Here is a 14554-nt window from a genome sequence, read left to right on the forward strand (position 1 = left end):
ATGGTTATAAAGAACTTGGAAAACAAAATCAAGCTGGTGGGCATTATCTGCACCGCGTTCCTTGCGGGGTGCATCATCATCAGCGTATCAAGCATCTGGACGGCTCGCACGATGGTCACGGATGCGCAGAAAAAGGTATATGTTCTGGACGGCAACGTGCCAATCCTCGTGAACCGCACGACAATGGACGAAACGCTCGACGTGGAAGCCAAGAGCCATGTGGAGATGTTCCACCATTTCTTTTTTACGCTGCCTCCGGACGACAAATATATCCGCTACACGATGGAGAAAGCGATGTACCTGGTGGATGAGACAGGACTGGCACAGTACAACACGCTCAAAGAAAAGGGATTTTACTCCAATATATTGGGGACGAGTTCGGTATTCTCCATCTACTGTGACAGCATAGCTTTCAATAAGGAAAAGATGGAGTTCACCTACTACGGGCGTCAGCGTATCGAGCGGCGGAGCAATATCCTCATGCGTGAACTGGTCACGGCGGGACAGCTCAAGCGCGTGCCCCGGACAGAGAACAATCCGCACGGGCTGCTCATCGTGAACTGGCGCACGCTGTTGAACAAAGACATCGAACAGAAGACGAAAGCCAATTATTAAACAGCAGTAGTTATGAATATCAAGGGATTCAGACGGATGTTGTTCGGTGAGAAAATGCCGGACAAGAATGATCCGCAATACAAAGACCGCTACGAACGGGAAGTGACAGCCGGGCGCAAGTTCGCCCAAGCGACACGCATCGACAAGGCGGCCGCCAAAGTCCAAGGATTTGCCAACGCGCACCGGACGCTGTTCTTAGTCATCATCTTCGGATTCGCAATCGGAGGTTTCGTGTGGAATATCTACCGTCTCACGGTGGCGTACCATTACAGCCACACGACGCGCACGGCAACGGAGATGCAGGATTCGGTGCTGCGGGAGCGACACAAAAGGCTGCAAAGAATTGAAATGAGGGAAAACAAAGCGGATGAACCGCAATAAAACAGTGCCTATGAATACACGGTTTGAAAAATCAGCCCATTCGTCCGACGAATGGTACACGCCTAAAGAGGTATTGGAAGCATTGGGGAAGTTCGACCTTGACCCTTGTGCCCCCATTCGTCCGCTGTGGCCGACGGCCGAGGTCATGTATGACCGGAACATGGACGGACTGTCGCGGAAATGGGAAGGGCGTGTATGGCTCAATCCTCCATATTCGCGCCCTCTTATCGAACTGTTTGTCCGAAAACTGGCGGAGCATGGCAACGGTATCGCGTTATTGTTCAACCGCTGCGACTCAAAGATGTTTCAAGATGTCATCTTCGATAAAGCGGACGGAATGAAATTCCTGCGCCACCGTATCCGGTTTTACCGTCCGGATGGGACGCGAGGTGATTCTCCCGGCTGCGGAAGCATCCTGATCGCTTTCGGAAAGGAGAATGCAGAGGTGCTGAAAAACTGCGCCATTGAAGGCAAGTATGTACAAATCAATTAAATACGCATGATGAAAATAACAGATAGAATCAATTTCAAGGAGCCGAAGTATATGCTTCCGGCCATCCTGTACATTCCGCTATTGGTCGCATCGTATTTCATCTTCGACCTGTTCCATACCGAGACGGCGAAGATTCCGGACAAGACACTCCAGACGACGGAGTTCCTGAACCCCGACCTGCCGGACGCCCAAATCAAGGGCGGCGACGGCATAGGGAGCAAATACGAGAACATGGCGAAATCGTGGGGTAAGATACAAGACTACTCCGCAGTGGATAATATAGAACGTGACGAACCCGATGACAACAAAGAAGAATATGAATCTCAATACACGCAGGACGATATCGCCCTGCTCGATGAACAACAACAGGAGAAAGCAATGGCAGCGCAAGTTGCCGATGCCAAGACACGCGAGCAAGAAGCCCTCGCGGAACTGGAAAAAGCCCTCGCCCAAGCGAGGCTGAGAGGACAGAACGAAGTAATGCCACCTGCTGAAACGGACAGTGCGGCATCGGCACAGATGCCTGCGGCGACCATAGGGGCCAAGGGCAAAATAGAGGAAGAGAGCCGGTCGGTAAAAGCTCCGTCCGATAACGAACCTCCCAGCGAGGTCGTGCGGAAGGTAAAGACAGCATCAGACTACTTCAATACGCTGGCAAAAGACGCCCACGAACCGAAGCTCATCAAGGCCATTATCGACGAGGATATCAAAGCGGTGGACGGCTCGCGCGTGCGATTGCGCCTGCTCGACGATGTGGAGATTAATGAGTGCGTGGTCAAGCGTGGCTCATATCTGTATGCCACCATGAGCGGTTTCTCGTCAGGGCGTGTGAAAGGGAACATTACCAGCATTCTCATCCACGACGAACTGGTAAAGGTCAGTCTGTCGCTTTATGACACGGACGGCATGGAGGGACTGTATGTGCCCAACAGCCAGTTCCGGGAAACGAGCAAGGATGTGGCGAGCGGTGCAGTGTCAGGCAATATGAACATGAATACCGGAAGCTACGGCAACAGCCTTACCCAATGGGGAATGCAGGCCGCCACAAACGCTTACCAGAAAACGAGCAACGCCATCGGCAAGGCTATCAAAAAGAACAAGGTAAAGCTGAAATACGGCACGTTCGTCTATTTGGTGAACGGACGTGAGAAACAGTAAAATACGAAAGCCATGATAGAGACGGACAACCTATATAATATGGACTGCATAGAGGGTATGAAGCTCATGGCGGACGGCAGTGTCGATGCCGTGATAGCGGATTTGCCCTACGGTGTGCTGAACCGCAAGAACGGCTCGACCGGATGGGACAGGCAAATTCCTCTTGAACCGTTGTGGGAGCAGTATCGGCGCATTACGAAGCCCGGAAGCCCGATTATCCTGTTTGCGCAAGGCATTTTCTCCGCACGGCTCATGTTGTCGCAACCCCGGATGTGGCGGTATAATCTTATATGGCGGAAAGACCGTGTGACGGGTCATCTGAACGCCAAGCGTATGCCGTTACGCCAGCACGAGGACATCATCGTGTTCTACGATCGGCAGCCGGTGTACCATCCGCAGATGACACCCTGCCCTCCGGAGCGGAGAAATCACGGACGGCGCAAAACGGGCAATGACTTTACGAACCGCTGTTATGGCGAGATGAAATTAGTGCCGGTGCGTGTGGCGGATGACAAATATCCGACTTCGGTCATATCCATACCCAAAGAGCATCGGACGAGGGCATTCTACCACCCGACACAGAAGCCGGTAGCACTGGTGGAGTACCTGATACGCACCTACACCAACGAGGGGGATGTGGTATTGGATAATTGTATCGGTTCGGGGACGACTGCCGTTGCCGCCATCCGCACGGGAAGGCATTACATCGGATTCGAGATCGAGCCGGCGTATTGCGAGATTGCCGGACAGCGGATTCAGGAAGAATTGAAACGCAGAAACGGAACGAAAGAAGGGAATCGAGAAATAAATAACGGAAACCAATAAAATCAACAATATCAATGATATGAATATGAAAGTAAACAAGAAAGGAGTCGTGGCTGCATTTTTTATAGCGACAGGGATGCTTGTCGCATACGACGCACAAGCGCAGCGCACTTACGAGGAAATGGAGCGTCTGACGGTCAATGAACAGGTAACGACCGTTATTACGGCATCGGAGCCTATCCGCATGGTGGATATTTCCACCGATAAGGTAGCAGGCGACCAGCCGATAGAGAACATCATCCGGCTGAAACCCAAGGAGACTGGACACGAGGACGGCGAAGTGCTGGCTGTCGTGACCATCGTGACGGAGCGATACCGCACGCAGTACGCGCTCATCTACACCACACGGATGAAAGAGGCGGTGACGGATAAGGAAATCCTGTTGCATGAACGGGATGCCTATAACAACCCGGCGGTCTCGATGTCCACTGCAGAGATGGTTCGTTTCGCAAGGCGTGTATGGAGTTCACCTGCGAAATTCCGCAACGTCGCCACCAAAGCGCACCGTATGGTGATGCGCCTGAATAATATCTATGCTGTCGGTGACTACTTCTTCATTGACTTCTCCATAGAGAACAAGACGAACATCCGGTTCGACATCGACGAGATACGAGTAAAGTTGGCGGACAAGAAGCTCGCCAAAGCAACCAACGCACAGACCATCGAACTGACGCCTGCCCTGGTATTGGAACATGGCAAGATGTTCCGGCATGGCTACCGCAATGTGATTGTGGTTAAGAAGATGACATTCCCGAACGACAAGCTGCTGACTATAGAAATGACGGAGCGGCAAATCAGCGGTCGCAATATCAGCCTGAACATAGACTATGAGGATGTGCTGTCCGCCGATTCGTTCAACACAACTTTATTGGAGGAGGAATGACGATGAAAAAGATGATGATACTGGTGCTTGCCTGCGTGTGTTTCGTTGTAAATGCGAATGCCCAGCGCAACAGCGGTCGCCTCTCGCTTGGTGTGGGGCTGCTGTATGAGAACGGCATGGATGTGACGCTCGCCTACGAGCACGAAATGAACTACCGCCATGCGTGGGAGTTTTTTGCCAACGGCTATGTAAAATGGGCGGAATGCGGTTCTTGCGGCCATGTCTGCCCGGAATCCTTCTGGCGGAACTACCGTACCTACGGCTTCGGTGTGGCTTACAAGCCCTGTGTGGTGCGTGGGCGCAACCATTACGGCAATCTGCGTATTGGGGCTTCGGCAGGGAGCGACACGAAAAAATTTCTGGCCGGTATTCATGTGGGCTATGAACACAACTATGTGCTGCGGTCGGGATGGACGCTGTACTGGCAGGTAAAGAGCGACATGATGATAAAGGGCGCGGATCTGCTGCGCACGGGTATCGTGTTAGGAGTGAAACTACCGATAAAATAAGAAAAACGAAATAAAGTATGATGATACGGAAGATACATACGATGATACTGGCAGTGACAGCGGTGCTGTGCGCTGCCTGCGACGCCCATATCGACGTGCCCGACACTGCTGTACGTCCGGGGCATGTCCTCTGTGAGGACGGTACGACGATGCCTTACACGCAATATGAGCAATCGGGGAAACGGGCTATAGCGGTTGTCTTCGATACCGAACAGCGTGACGGTGCGGAAGGGAACGGCTATGCGGTTTACCTGTGGGAAATTGCTCCGGCGGCGTTTGCCGACAGTCTCGGCATCGAGCAGGGTACGTCGGCCGATATCAGGGCATACGATGGGAATACGAATACCTTTGCATTATACGACACACGCGAGACGGCTTCGCCTATGGCAGAAGCGGTCTTCGATTTGTGGCGATACGGACAAAGTGCATACGTCCCCTCGGTGGCACAGATGCGGTTGCTGTATGCCATCCGGGAAACGGTCAATCCAATCGTGACGAAGTGCGGCGGTGATCCGCTGCCACAGGTTACTGACGAGGACTGCTGGTACTGGACATCGACGGAGGTCAAGGGGCAACAGACCGCCAAAGCGTGGCTCTACTCATTGGGCAGCGGCGCAATGCAGGAGACACCGAAGACACAGGCGCACCGGGTGCGGCCGATTATCACACTGAACAAGTAGGAACGAAAAGCGGGAAAGGACAAAACAATGGAAGAAAGCAAAGAGTTACAAGGGTTCTACAAGATATTTCGTGCGGTCATCTATATCTCCGTGTTATTGGAGTTCTTCGAGTATGCCATCGACCCGGCTATGCTTGATCACTGGGGCGGAATACTGACTGATATTCACGGGCGCATTAAACGGTGGATGATATACAACGACGGCAATCTTGTGTACAGCAAGGTCGCCACGTTCCTGCTCATCTGTATTACCTGCATCGGAACACGCAACAAGAAGCATTTGGAATTTGATGCACGCAGGCAGGTGTTATACCCGTTGGTAAGCGGACTTTTCCTGATCGTGCTGTCCGTATGGCTGTTCCATCATCCGATGGAAGCGAGGTTCTATACCTTGCCGCTCAATATCATTTTCTACATGGCTACCACGCTGGTCGGCGTGATATTGGTGCATATCGCACTGGATAATATCTCGAAGTTCATCAAGGAAGGGCTGGGCAAAGACCGCTTCAATTTCGAGAACGAGAGCTTTGAACAATGCGAGGAGAAAATAGAGAACGAATACAGCGTGAATATACCGATGCGGTACTATTACAAAGGTAAATTCCGCAAGGGATGGATTTCGATAAGCAACTGTTTCAGGGGTACATGGGTGGTCGGAACTCCGGGTAGCGGCAAGACGTTCAGCATCATAGAACCGTTCATCCGACAGCATAGTGCCAAGGGTTTTGCGATGGTAGTCTATGATTACAAATTTCCGACACTGGCCACCAAATTATACTATCATTATAAGAAGAACCAGAAGCTCGGCAAAGTGCCCAAAGGGTGCAAGTTCAACATCATCAACTTCGTGGATGTAGAGTACAGCCGACGGGTGAACCCGATTCAGGCGAAGTATATCAATAACCTCGCTGCTGCGAGTGAAACGGCGGAAACGTTGTTGGAATCCCTGCAAAAGGGCAAGAAAGAAGGTGGCGGCGGCAGCGACCAGTTTTTCCAGACTTCAGCGGTAAACTTCCTTGCTGCGTGCATCTATTTCTTCGTGAATTACGAACGTGAACCTTACGATGCCAACGGCAAGAAACTGTATGCGGAAAAACGGCAAGATCCGCAGACGAAATTCTGGAAGCCGACCGGCGTGGTGCGTGACCGTGAGGGTGGCAATATCGTGGAACCGGCCTACTGGCTGGGGAAATACTCGGATATGCCGCATATCCTGTCGTTCCTCAATGAGAGTTACCAGACCATCTTTGAGGTGTTGGAAACGGATAATGAGGTTGCTCCTTTGCTCGGCCCGTTTCAAACCGCTTTGAAGAACAAGGCGATGGAGCAGCTCGAAGGTATGATAGGTACACTGCGTGTCTATACTTCACGTTTGGCTACTAAGGAAAGCTATTGGGTGTTCCATCGTGACGGTGATGATTTCGACCTGAAAGTAAGCGACCCGAAGAATCCCAGCTATCTGCTGATAGCCAACGATCCGGAAATGGAGAGTATCATCGGTGCGCTGAACGCTTTGATTTTGAATCGACTTGTTACCCGTGTGAATACCGGTCAGGGAAAGAACATACCGGTAAGCATCATCGTGGATGAGCTGCCGACCTTGTATTTCCACAAGATAGACCGATTGATTGGTACGGCACGAAGCAACAAGGTCAGTGTAACACTCGGCTTTCAGGAATTGCCGCAACTTGAAGCGGACTACGGGAAGGTCGGAATGCAAAAAATCATCACGACGGTGGGCAACGTGGTAAGCGGTTCGGCTCGTGCGAAAGAAACGTTGGAATGGCTGTCGAATGACATCTTCGGTAAAGTGGTTCAGGTCAAAAAAGGTGTGACCATCGACCGGGATAAAACAAGCATCAACCTTAATGAGAATATGGACTCCCTTGTTCCGGCCTCGAAAATTTCTGATATGGCGACGGGATGGATCTGCGGTCAGACAGCGCGAGACTTCACAAAGACGAAAACCGGCACGGGAGGCTCGATGAACATTCAGGAATCGGAAGAGTTCAAAACAACGAAGTTCTTTTGCAAGACCGACTTCGACATGAGGGAAATAAAGAAAGAAGAAGCCGGCTATGTACCCTTGCCGAAGTTCTATACATTCAAGTCGAGGGATGAACGGGAGCGCATCTTGTACAAGAATTTTGTGCAAGTCGGGCTGGATGTCAAAGAAATGATAAAGGATGTGCTGAACAAGCGCGGGGCTAAATAGCGGTCGGATGCCGATACGAGTCGAATAAAAATGTGAAACACCTGCAATATCATCGTGAGTATTGCAGGTGTTTTTATAACTTCAATCCATTCTAAAAAGGCTTTCGGACAAAAAAATGGTTCTTGCGGCCTTTTGAAAAGTATTTGATAAACAATAATTTATAATCTTGCGGCCAAAAAAACAATTCTTGCGGCCCCTAAACAAACGATGGGAAATCAGCTGTTTTTGTATAGCGAGTATATTTTCCTGCACCTTCTTTCTGTATAATCCCTACATCTTCCATTTTTGAGATAAGTATCCTGATCTGTTTTTCGGATAATATATCTGCAAATACCTCTTTGAGCATAGAACGGCTGATAAAACCGTGTTTACGGAAGCTGTCAGATACCATTTTAAGGTGGTTCATATTCAATCCTTTTCTGAATAAATCTTATTTGCCTTCCTTCTGTTTCTGGATGTTCAACTGGGTTTCCAACTGTTTGATTTTTTGCTGTAGCTGTTCTACACTCGGCAGTTCACGTTCTATATTTGCAATCTGCACATTATTATATGTAGCTACGCCAATGGGGGTTGATAATCCTTTGAAACTATATCGCACTTCGGTCTGTTTCATGTCGCTACAAATAAGAATGCCTATCGTAGGATTATCATGTTCTCCGCACAAAATATCATTTACTGCATTGACATAGAAATTCAGTTTTCCGGCAAATTCGGGTTCAAACCTTACTGCTTTCAACTCTACGACAACATAGCAGTGTAAGCGTACATGATAGAATAACATATCAATTCTTCGACTTACCCCATCTATGATGATTTCTTTCTGTCGTCCAATGAATGCGAATCCACTGCCGAGCTCCAACAGAAAACGAGAAATATGCTGTTCCAAAGCCATTTCAAGATTTAGTTCCGTATAGTCCGGCGGTAATTCTACAAAACCAAAGTCGTAATTCTCTTTTGTTATTTCTTGTGCAAGTTCAGCCTGCGCCATAGGTAATTGCTCCTCAAAGTTGCTGATTGCACCACCTTGCTTATCATACAAGCCTGCTTTCAAATAACGCTGAAGTACGACACGTTTCCAACCGTCTTGAATAGTCTTTTTGATATAGAACACGGCTTCCGGTAATGTGTTCGTAAGTCTGACAATATCCAAATGATGCCCCCAAGGTATCAATCCGAACAGTTCAGGAAAAGGTAATGTCGATGCTGTATTTGGGTGAAAATCAAAATTATACATTTCTTGTACGCTGCGTACAAGTTTTTCATCCTGACATTTCTCTGCATAAAAAGAATACCACCGTTTCATAGCCCATAGATTGTCCGCACTTAATCCCTTACTGTCAGGGAATTCTGCCTGCAAGTCAAGGCTAACTTGTTCAACGACACCGCTTCCCCAACGCTCTTCGGCTTTGCGCGTCACAAGCTCGCCTCCCATATTCCAATACCATTTCAACTTTTCAATATTGGTTTTTAATACAGCATTGGTCTGTGCAATACGGTATGACTGCTTTAAGTCTTCTACCCAAACTGCATATTCGGCATCACAACTTATATCGTGGCTACTTATTATTATCGGCTTTTCTTCCATTTACTTATTTTTGAATGCAAAGGTACTAAAAAAAGCATGAAACAGATCTGTACTTCGCTACGGAATTGATGCCGTATTATTAAGTTTCTTCGGATCGTATTGATGTGTGCTCTATTTTTATAAATGCTGATATGATGTTGGTTTCAGAATAACCGTATTTCAAAATAGAACGAAGCATTTGTAGTAGATTGGTGCTGAACCATAGTGATATAAAAGGATATTGCAGCTTGGACATATCCATGCGTACATGAAAACACTGTCCACATGAAGATGCGGGCAGTGTTCATTTGTTCATCTGTTTGCTTAGGCTCGTTTGCCACTTACCAATACGGCAAGCTGTTGATGACAGAAATTGTCGTATTCTTCTTTATCCGTACCGCTTTCGATGGCACGGTCGATAACATCGCCCAACTCGTCGAAGCAGACTTCCTCATTGACACACTCCGAGCTTGCGCCTTTCAGTAGATACACTTCGTAATAATCGGAACCGTTGAGTGCGATAATGACATATCCGGTATGAAGCCGTCCGTTCACTTCAAGCCGCAATGCCGGCAGGTCTTTGAATACGGTGGCAACAAACTCCGTAACACCCCACGACATGAAAACGGGCATAGGTGTCATTGAAACTAACTGCATTTTGATGGTCTGTGCGATTTGCATTACATACTCTTTGTCCATAACTTTTAATTTTAGATGATTATTATTGATTTATTTAGTCGAACCATTCGGGATTGTCTTGCTTCAGTTCGGCAATCAGTTCCTCGTCCGGCAAATTGAGGGTGTTTTTGTCCGTGAAGAAAAAAATCTCATCGTAAAGCTGTTCGGCTTCCTTGCTGGCAAAACCTTCGTTTTCGTCCTCGAAGCTACCCGGATGAAGGGCATCGAGCAGGACGGTCGAACCGATAAGCAATTTTTCGCCCTCGTTGGATTCCACCACACGGCAGGTATATGTGATGCCGTTAAATTGTACTTTCTGTGTTTTCATACGCTGTTATCTTAAAGGGATATTCCGTCCGTTCTCATTGAGGTATTCCATGATGTGTTTCGCTTCCTCGTGCGATGCACGGTTACGGTCGTCATATCGCCGTGTCTCGTCTGCCATGACCACGATACACTCCTTGATAAGCCGGTAAAGGCTCTGCTGCAGTGTGGGGTGCATATCGGGGATAGCGGCAGCAAACCGTTTGGGGTTGAAGCTGAAACTGTTTACCGCCAGTTCCCACTCTTTGGCGAGTTTGTACTCCTTGCTTCCTTTGATGTTGTCCATTGTCTTGAATTTTAATGATTTGTTTTTCTTCCCTTTGTTCGGCATCCCTTTGTCGGAGCCGTTCGGGTTTTACGATGCGTTCAAGAGACTGACGAAGAAGCCCTTTCCGACGCTTTTTCCGGAAAATTACGCTTACGCAGAAAGGAAGAATTTTTCGAGAAATGCACTTCAAAGCGTCGGAATCAGGCGCGGCAGTCCACCTTTGCATCCTAAAAACAGACCGGAGACGACACGGGCTGTCTGAATCCTGGGAAACGCTATAAAGGGGATAGTAACAGAGATAGAAAAGGGTGTCGGCTCGTTATGCACGAGCCGGAATAAATAAGAACTTGATAGGTATAAAAGGATGTGGGCTGCCACTCACAAATGCCTTGCTTTGCACAAAAAAAGAGGGCGGATTTCTCCGTCCTCAATTCATTAGCCGAGAGGCTGTCAAGCTGCAATTTCCTCGGTTTGCTGCTCGATCTGCACTTCCGTTTCGGGTTGTCCGTCTTTGGTGGCGTTTGCTTCCTGCTTTGCCTTTTCCTGTACCGAAAGAACGGCAATCTTTTCTTCGATACGTAGGTGTCGCTTCTCGTAAACCTCATTGTGTCCGTTTTGGATGTCTGCCAACTGGTCGGGCATGTGTTTCTTGGCAAAATCGAGCAAGAGGGATGCAGTGGCATTGCTGCCCGATGCGTTCTTGAAGTTGGAAATCAAGAAATCCCTGCGGATAATAGCTTTCTGCTTGGCGGTAAGATTGGCGATGATGTTCATCTTGTCCTCGTCATTAAGGTAGTAATAGGTATCTTTTGCCTCTATACCCATAGCCTCGAAATGTTCCCTGCGAAGAAATGGAAGCATGAAGAAATAAATCATCCTGTCCTCGTCTGCGCCAAACTTGGTTTCCGTCATATCGACCTCCAAAATCTGCTTTTTGGTGTCTTCTACGGTCTTTTCTTGCGCAATCTCCTTGTTGCGCTTGTCCCGTTTCTCCAATTTTTCAATCGGGGAAACGACTGCATCTTTGGCTTCCCCTGCCACTGCCTGTATTTCGGCATTTTCCACATAACATAATGATATGTCATTGTGCCCAATCTTCACATATAGCGTGATTTCTCCGGCTTCGCTCCTGCGGTTCACGTCCTCGCATTCCTCCTTGTACTCCGACAGCTCTGTTTCGTACTCCTTGTATGCTTCCGCATATTCCTCGGCGTTCTCGTAATCCTCCATGTCGGGAGCTTCGGGTTCTTCGGGATAATCGGCAGGACGCACCGAAAGTTTCTCGACCTCAAAGCCCGATGCCACGAGTTGTTCGACCACTTTTTCATTGCAACCGTAAAAATCCCGACAAAGTAAAGCAAGGGGTCGCTGTTCCATGAGCTGTACGGCTTTTTCCGCAAGGTACGATGCGTTCATTTCCTCAAGGCATTTTCGGTTGGCGCAATTTCCGCAACTGCCCTCTTCACAGAACAACATCATGTTATTGGTGTTGTGAGGACACGAAAGGCATACCGTCTTGTCGAAAAAATACCGCTTGAGGTCGGTTGTGTAGCTTCGTTCGATGTTTTTTGCCACCTCGGAGGCTTTCATCCCTCGCCAACTGTTATACAGCAAACCCTCTTTCAGATGCTTCTCGTAGATGTCGTGCTGTATATCTTCCCCATAACGGCAGATTTCGGTTGCTACGCTGATAGTCAGTTCGTCCTGCTCCAACAGTCGGGCAATTTCGGGTATCAGAGAAACGAATTTGAGCCGTGTGCGGATATAGCTCTCGTTCTTGCCGAACTGCACCGCCAAGGACTGCACATCATGGCGACCGCTCTCGATGAGCTTTTGGTATACGTTGGCTTCCTCAATGGGTGTCACATCTTTGCGTTGCAGATTTTCGGTCACTGCCATTTCCTCGGCTGTCTCGTCCGAAATATCCAAGATGACAGCAGGTATTTCTTCCAAACCTGCGATTTGCGAAGCCCTGTATCTCCGCTCCCCGAAAACAATCTCGAAGCGGTTTTCCGCAATGGGACGTACCCCGATAGCCTGTAGCACTCCCTGCTGACGAATGCTGTCTGCCAATTCCGCAAGGCTCTTTTCGTCAAAGTTCTTGCGAGGGTTGTAGTTGCTCGGCTGAATGTCTGCCAATGCTACCGATACGATGTTCTTCACTGCTGTTTGATTGATTGCTGTTTCCATAATGCGTTTAATTTTAATTGTTTATATTTATTGATTTTGTTTTTATTTTCCCTTTTTTCGGTTCTTTTTCCTGCCTGAACCGTTTGGGATTTACAGATGCGGTACAGGGCTGCCGGACAAGCTGTTTCCGACGCTTTTTCCGGAAAATTACTCTTTCGCGGAAAGGAAGAATTTTACAGGAAATGCACTTCAAAGTGACGGAATCAAGCGCGGCAGCCTACCTTTGCGTCTGATAAAACCAACCGGCGATGGCAGGGAACGAAGCCGGATAAGCGATAAGAAAGATGAATAGAAGAGGAATACAGCCTGCGGTTACAAGTGGCGTGGTAAAAAAGAAAAATCATCTACCGGTTTGGCAGATGATCTATAAATGAAGTTCCGTCCGGAATATTACACCGGACGGACAGAATACAGGTGTGTTCTATGGATGTAGAAAAGAGGAAGCCTCCGGATTTGAGATTAAGAGCGGTGGGAAGCTATGCAAATATATAAAAGGTTTCGGCATAGAATTGCCGCATCCAACCGAACAGGGGACGCAGCAATCGCACCGGGTCATTTCCCATGCTTCTCCAGATACTCTTTCATTGCTTCGTTCACAATATCTCTGAGAGACATGTTTTTGTCTATGGCAAGGTATTTCATTCGGGTATGAATACTCTTGTCTATGACAAAATTGCAATGCACTGCCGGTTCTTTTTTGGTAGCGGGTGCTTCCTGCCGTTTCTCACCGGCAGTTTTCTTGGTGGGTGACAACAGACCGTCCAGCCCGCTTTTCATATCTCCTGTCAAATCTTTTTTAGCCATATCCGTTTACTTTAATTTCAGTACCTCTTGCGCCAGTGACATATAGTCTTTGGCTCCGTTACTGTTCTTGTTATATTCAAAGATGTTCTTTCCCTTTATCGGGGCTTCGGCCAGTGCCACGTTGTCCCTTATGACAGTCTTGAACACTTTGTCGCAGAATGAATCGTTGATGATTTCCGACACGTTTTTGTTCAGCGTCTTGCGTTTGTCAAATTGGGTGATGACGATGCCGCCGATATTCAGATTCGGATTCAGCCGTTCCCTGACAATCTCGATCACGTTCGTAATCTTTGCCATGCCTCGCATGGCGAGAAACTGTGCCTGAACGGGAATAATCAGATAATCGGCTGCGGTAAGGGCGTTCAGCGTAAGCAGTCCCAAAGAGGGAGGACAGTCGATAAGGATATAGTCGAATTTCTGCGTGTCGAGCAGCCGGGCAATCAGTCCTTTCAGAATCAGTTCCCGTCCGGGTTCATTGATAAGTTCGGATTCCGCCGCCGAGAGGTCGAGGCAGGCCGGAACAATAGAAATGCCGTTTTCCGCTTTGACCAGCGGCAGAGGATATTCGCCTTTCATCGCCCCGTAAACGGTCTTTTCCTCCTCGATAGAGAGGCCGAAAGATTCCGTGAGGTTTGCCTGACCGTCCATGTCGATAGCCAGCACGCGCTTTTTCTTCTGCTGCAAGGCGGCAGCCAGGTTGATGGTGGTGGTCGTCTTCCCGACACCGCCCTTATGGTTAAGGATTGCAATTATTTTTGTCATTGTCTCACTCTTTAATTTATGGTACAAAGATAATACTATTATTCGTAAATACTACGATTAGTATATACTATTTTACTATGGATAGTATTTTAGTAATGTAGTATGCAAGTATTTGCTACAATACTAAAATGATACGTGGCTAAATGCAGCATATACTATGATGAGTAAACGATAGGTTTCCTAATTTACTACATATAGTATATACT

The 14554-nt window shown here is 48.2% G+C and carries 17 protein-coding genes; 9 read left to right on the plus strand and 8 right to left on the minus strand.

Annotated features, from left to right (window positions below):
• From traK to HPS56_RS06750, 9 genes are read left to right on the plus strand one after another with little or no spacing between them, the layout of a single operon-like run.
• Positions 1 to 615 carry a conjugative transposon protein TraK gene (traK, locus tag HPS56_RS06710; RefSeq protein WP_172275402.1) on the plus strand — a complete coding sequence of 205 codons (615 nt, stop codon included), beginning with the start codon at positions 1 to 3 and terminating at the stop codon, positions 613 to 615.
• Between the two features lie 12 nt (positions 616 to 627).
• Positions 628 to 996: a hypothetical protein gene (locus tag HPS56_RS06715; RefSeq protein WP_172275403.1), complete on the plus strand. Its 369-nt coding sequence runs from the start codon at positions 628 to 630 to the stop codon at positions 994 to 996.
• Between the two features lie 10 nt (positions 997 to 1006).
• Positions 1007 to 1489, plus strand: a complete 483-nt coding sequence (locus HPS56_RS06720) for a DNA N-6-adenine-methyltransferase (RefSeq protein ID WP_172275528.1) — start codon at positions 1007 to 1009, stop codon at positions 1487 to 1489.
• 6 nt (positions 1490 to 1495) lie between these two features.
• On the plus strand, positions 1496 to 2647 hold the full coding sequence (gene traM, locus HPS56_RS06725) for a conjugative transposon protein TraM (RefSeq protein ID WP_253952407.1): 1152 nt from the start codon (positions 1496 to 1498) through the stop codon (positions 2645 to 2647).
• 12 nt (positions 2648 to 2659) lie between these two features.
• A complete protein-coding gene (locus HPS56_RS06730; RefSeq protein ID WP_172275404.1) occupies positions 2660 to 3472 on the plus strand; it encodes a DNA-methyltransferase in 813 nt (270 codons plus the stop codon).
• A gap of 25 nt (positions 3473 to 3497) precedes the next feature.
• Positions 3498 to 4355, plus strand: coding sequence for a conjugative transposon protein TraN (gene traN, locus HPS56_RS06735; RefSeq protein WP_172275529.1), 858 nt, complete (start codon positions 3498 to 3500; stop codon positions 4353 to 4355).
• Entirely contained in the window at positions 4352 to 4864 is a 513-nt protein-coding gene (locus HPS56_RS06740) for a hypothetical protein (protein WP_172275405.1), read from the plus strand. The genes traN and HPS56_RS06740 overlap by 4 nt, the downstream gene beginning before the upstream one ends.
• 20 nt (positions 4865 to 4884) lie before the next feature.
• Positions 4885 to 5544, plus strand: a complete 660-nt coding sequence (locus tag HPS56_RS06745) for an Lcl C-terminal domain-containing protein (RefSeq protein ID WP_172275530.1) — start codon at positions 4885 to 4887, stop codon at positions 5542 to 5544.
• 27 nt (positions 5545 to 5571) lie between these two features.
• Complete coding sequence (locus HPS56_RS06750) at positions 5572 to 7758, plus strand: type IV secretory system conjugative DNA transfer family protein (protein WP_172275406.1); 2187 nt, start codon at positions 5572 to 5574, stop codon at positions 7756 to 7758.
• A 196-nt stretch (positions 7759 to 7954) separates the two neighbouring features.
• Here the strand turns inward: HPS56_RS06750 and HPS56_RS06755 are convergent, their stop codons facing one another.
• The 8 genes from HPS56_RS06755 to HPS56_RS06790 all read right to left on the minus strand — a co-directional run bounded on the left by HPS56_RS06755 (position 7955) and on the right by HPS56_RS06790 (position 14348).
• The gene (locus tag HPS56_RS06755; RefSeq protein WP_253952408.1) at positions 7955 to 8164 is read right to left on the minus strand and encodes a hypothetical protein; all 210 of its coding nucleotides are present in this window, start codon (positions 8162 to 8164) and stop codon (positions 7955 to 7957) included.
• A gap of 24 nt (positions 8165 to 8188) precedes the next feature.
• A complete protein-coding gene (locus HPS56_RS06760) occupies positions 8189 to 9343 on the minus strand; it encodes a PDDEXK nuclease domain-containing protein (protein ID WP_172275407.1) in 1155 nt (384 codons plus the stop codon).
• 303 nt (positions 9344 to 9646) lie between these two features.
• Complete coding sequence (locus HPS56_RS06765; protein WP_172275408.1) at positions 9647 to 10021, minus strand: hypothetical protein; 375 nt, start codon at positions 10019 to 10021, stop codon at positions 9647 to 9649.
• A gap of 34 nt (positions 10022 to 10055) precedes the next feature.
• Positions 10056 to 10328: a hypothetical protein gene (locus tag HPS56_RS06770; protein WP_172275409.1), complete on the minus strand. Its 273-nt coding sequence runs from the start codon at positions 10326 to 10328 to the stop codon at positions 10056 to 10058.
• A gap of 6 nt (positions 10329 to 10334) precedes the next feature.
• Positions 10335 to 10610 (minus strand): hypothetical protein, encoded by a 276-nt coding sequence (locus tag HPS56_RS06775; protein ID WP_172275410.1) that lies wholly within the window; start codon positions 10608 to 10610, stop codon positions 10335 to 10337.
• 432 nt (positions 10611 to 11042) lie between these two features.
• Positions 11043 to 12782, minus strand: a complete 1740-nt coding sequence (locus tag HPS56_RS06780) for a ParB/RepB/Spo0J family partition protein (protein ID WP_172275411.1) — start codon at positions 12780 to 12782, stop codon at positions 11043 to 11045.
• Positions 12783 to 13334: 552 nt separating this feature from the next.
• Positions 13335 to 13586 (minus strand): RH3 domain-containing protein, encoded by a 252-nt coding sequence (locus HPS56_RS06785; protein WP_172275412.1) that lies wholly within the window; start codon positions 13584 to 13586, stop codon positions 13335 to 13337.
• Between the two features lie 6 nt (positions 13587 to 13592).
• Positions 13593 to 14348: a ParA family protein gene (locus HPS56_RS06790; protein ID WP_117703407.1), complete on the minus strand. Its 756-nt coding sequence runs from the start codon at positions 14346 to 14348 to the stop codon at positions 13593 to 13595.
• Between the last annotated feature and the right edge of the window lie 206 nt (positions 14349 to 14554).

The organism is Xylanibacter muris (assembly GCF_013166605.1).
Classification (GTDB): Bacteria; Bacteroidota; Bacteroidia; order Bacteroidales; family Bacteroidaceae; genus Prevotella; species Prevotella muris.

Coding starts and splice junctions, on each gene's coding strand:
- traK (WP_172275402.1), top strand. CDS start 1: ATGGTTATAAAGAACTTGGAAAACAAAATCAAGCTGGTGGGCATTATC.
- HPS56_RS06715 (WP_172275403.1), top strand. CDS start 628: ATGAATATCAAGGGATTCAGACGGATGTTGTTCGGTGAGAAAATGCCG.
- HPS56_RS06720 (WP_172275528.1), top strand. CDS start 1,007: ATGAATACACGGTTTGAAAAATCAGCCCATTCGTCCGACGAATGGTAC.
- traM (WP_253952407.1), top strand. CDS start 1,496: ATGATGAAAATAACAGATAGAATCAATTTCAAGGAGCCGAAGTATATG.
- HPS56_RS06730 (WP_172275404.1), top strand. CDS start 2,660: ATGATAGAGACGGACAACCTATATAATATGGACTGCATAGAGGGTATG.
- traN (WP_172275529.1), top strand. CDS start 3,498: ATGAAAGTAAACAAGAAAGGAGTCGTGGCTGCATTTTTTATAGCGACA.
- HPS56_RS06740 (WP_172275405.1), top strand. CDS start 4,352: ATGACGATGAAAAAGATGATGATACTGGTGCTTGCCTGCGTGTGTTTC.
- HPS56_RS06745 (WP_172275530.1), top strand. CDS start 4,885: ATGATACGGAAGATACATACGATGATACTGGCAGTGACAGCGGTGCTG.
- HPS56_RS06750 (WP_172275406.1), top strand. CDS start 5,572: ATGGAAGAAAGCAAAGAGTTACAAGGGTTCTACAAGATATTTCGTGCG.
- HPS56_RS06755 (WP_253952408.1), bottom strand. CDS start 8,164: ATGAACCACCTTAAAATGGTATCTGACAGCTTCCGTAAACACGGTTTT.
- HPS56_RS06760 (WP_172275407.1), bottom strand. CDS start 9,343: ATGGAAGAAAAGCCGATAATAATAAGTAGCCACGATATAAGTTGTGAT.
- HPS56_RS06765 (WP_172275408.1), bottom strand. CDS start 10,021: ATGGACAAAGAGTATGTAATGCAAATCGCACAGACCATCAAAATGCAG.
- HPS56_RS06770 (WP_172275409.1), bottom strand. CDS start 10,328: ATGAAAACACAGAAAGTACAATTTAACGGCATCACATATACCTGCCGT.
- HPS56_RS06775 (WP_172275410.1), bottom strand. CDS start 10,610: ATGGACAACATCAAAGGAAGCAAGGAGTACAAACTCGCCAAAGAGTGG.
- HPS56_RS06780 (WP_172275411.1), bottom strand. CDS start 12,782: ATGGAAACAGCAATCAATCAAACAGCAGTGAAGAACATCGTATCGGTA.
- HPS56_RS06785 (WP_172275412.1), bottom strand. CDS start 13,586: ATGGCTAAAAAAGATTTGACAGGAGATATGAAAAGCGGGCTGGACGGT.
- HPS56_RS06790 (WP_117703407.1), bottom strand. CDS start 14,348: ATGACAAAAATAATTGCAATCCTTAACCATAAGGGCGGTGTCGGGAAG.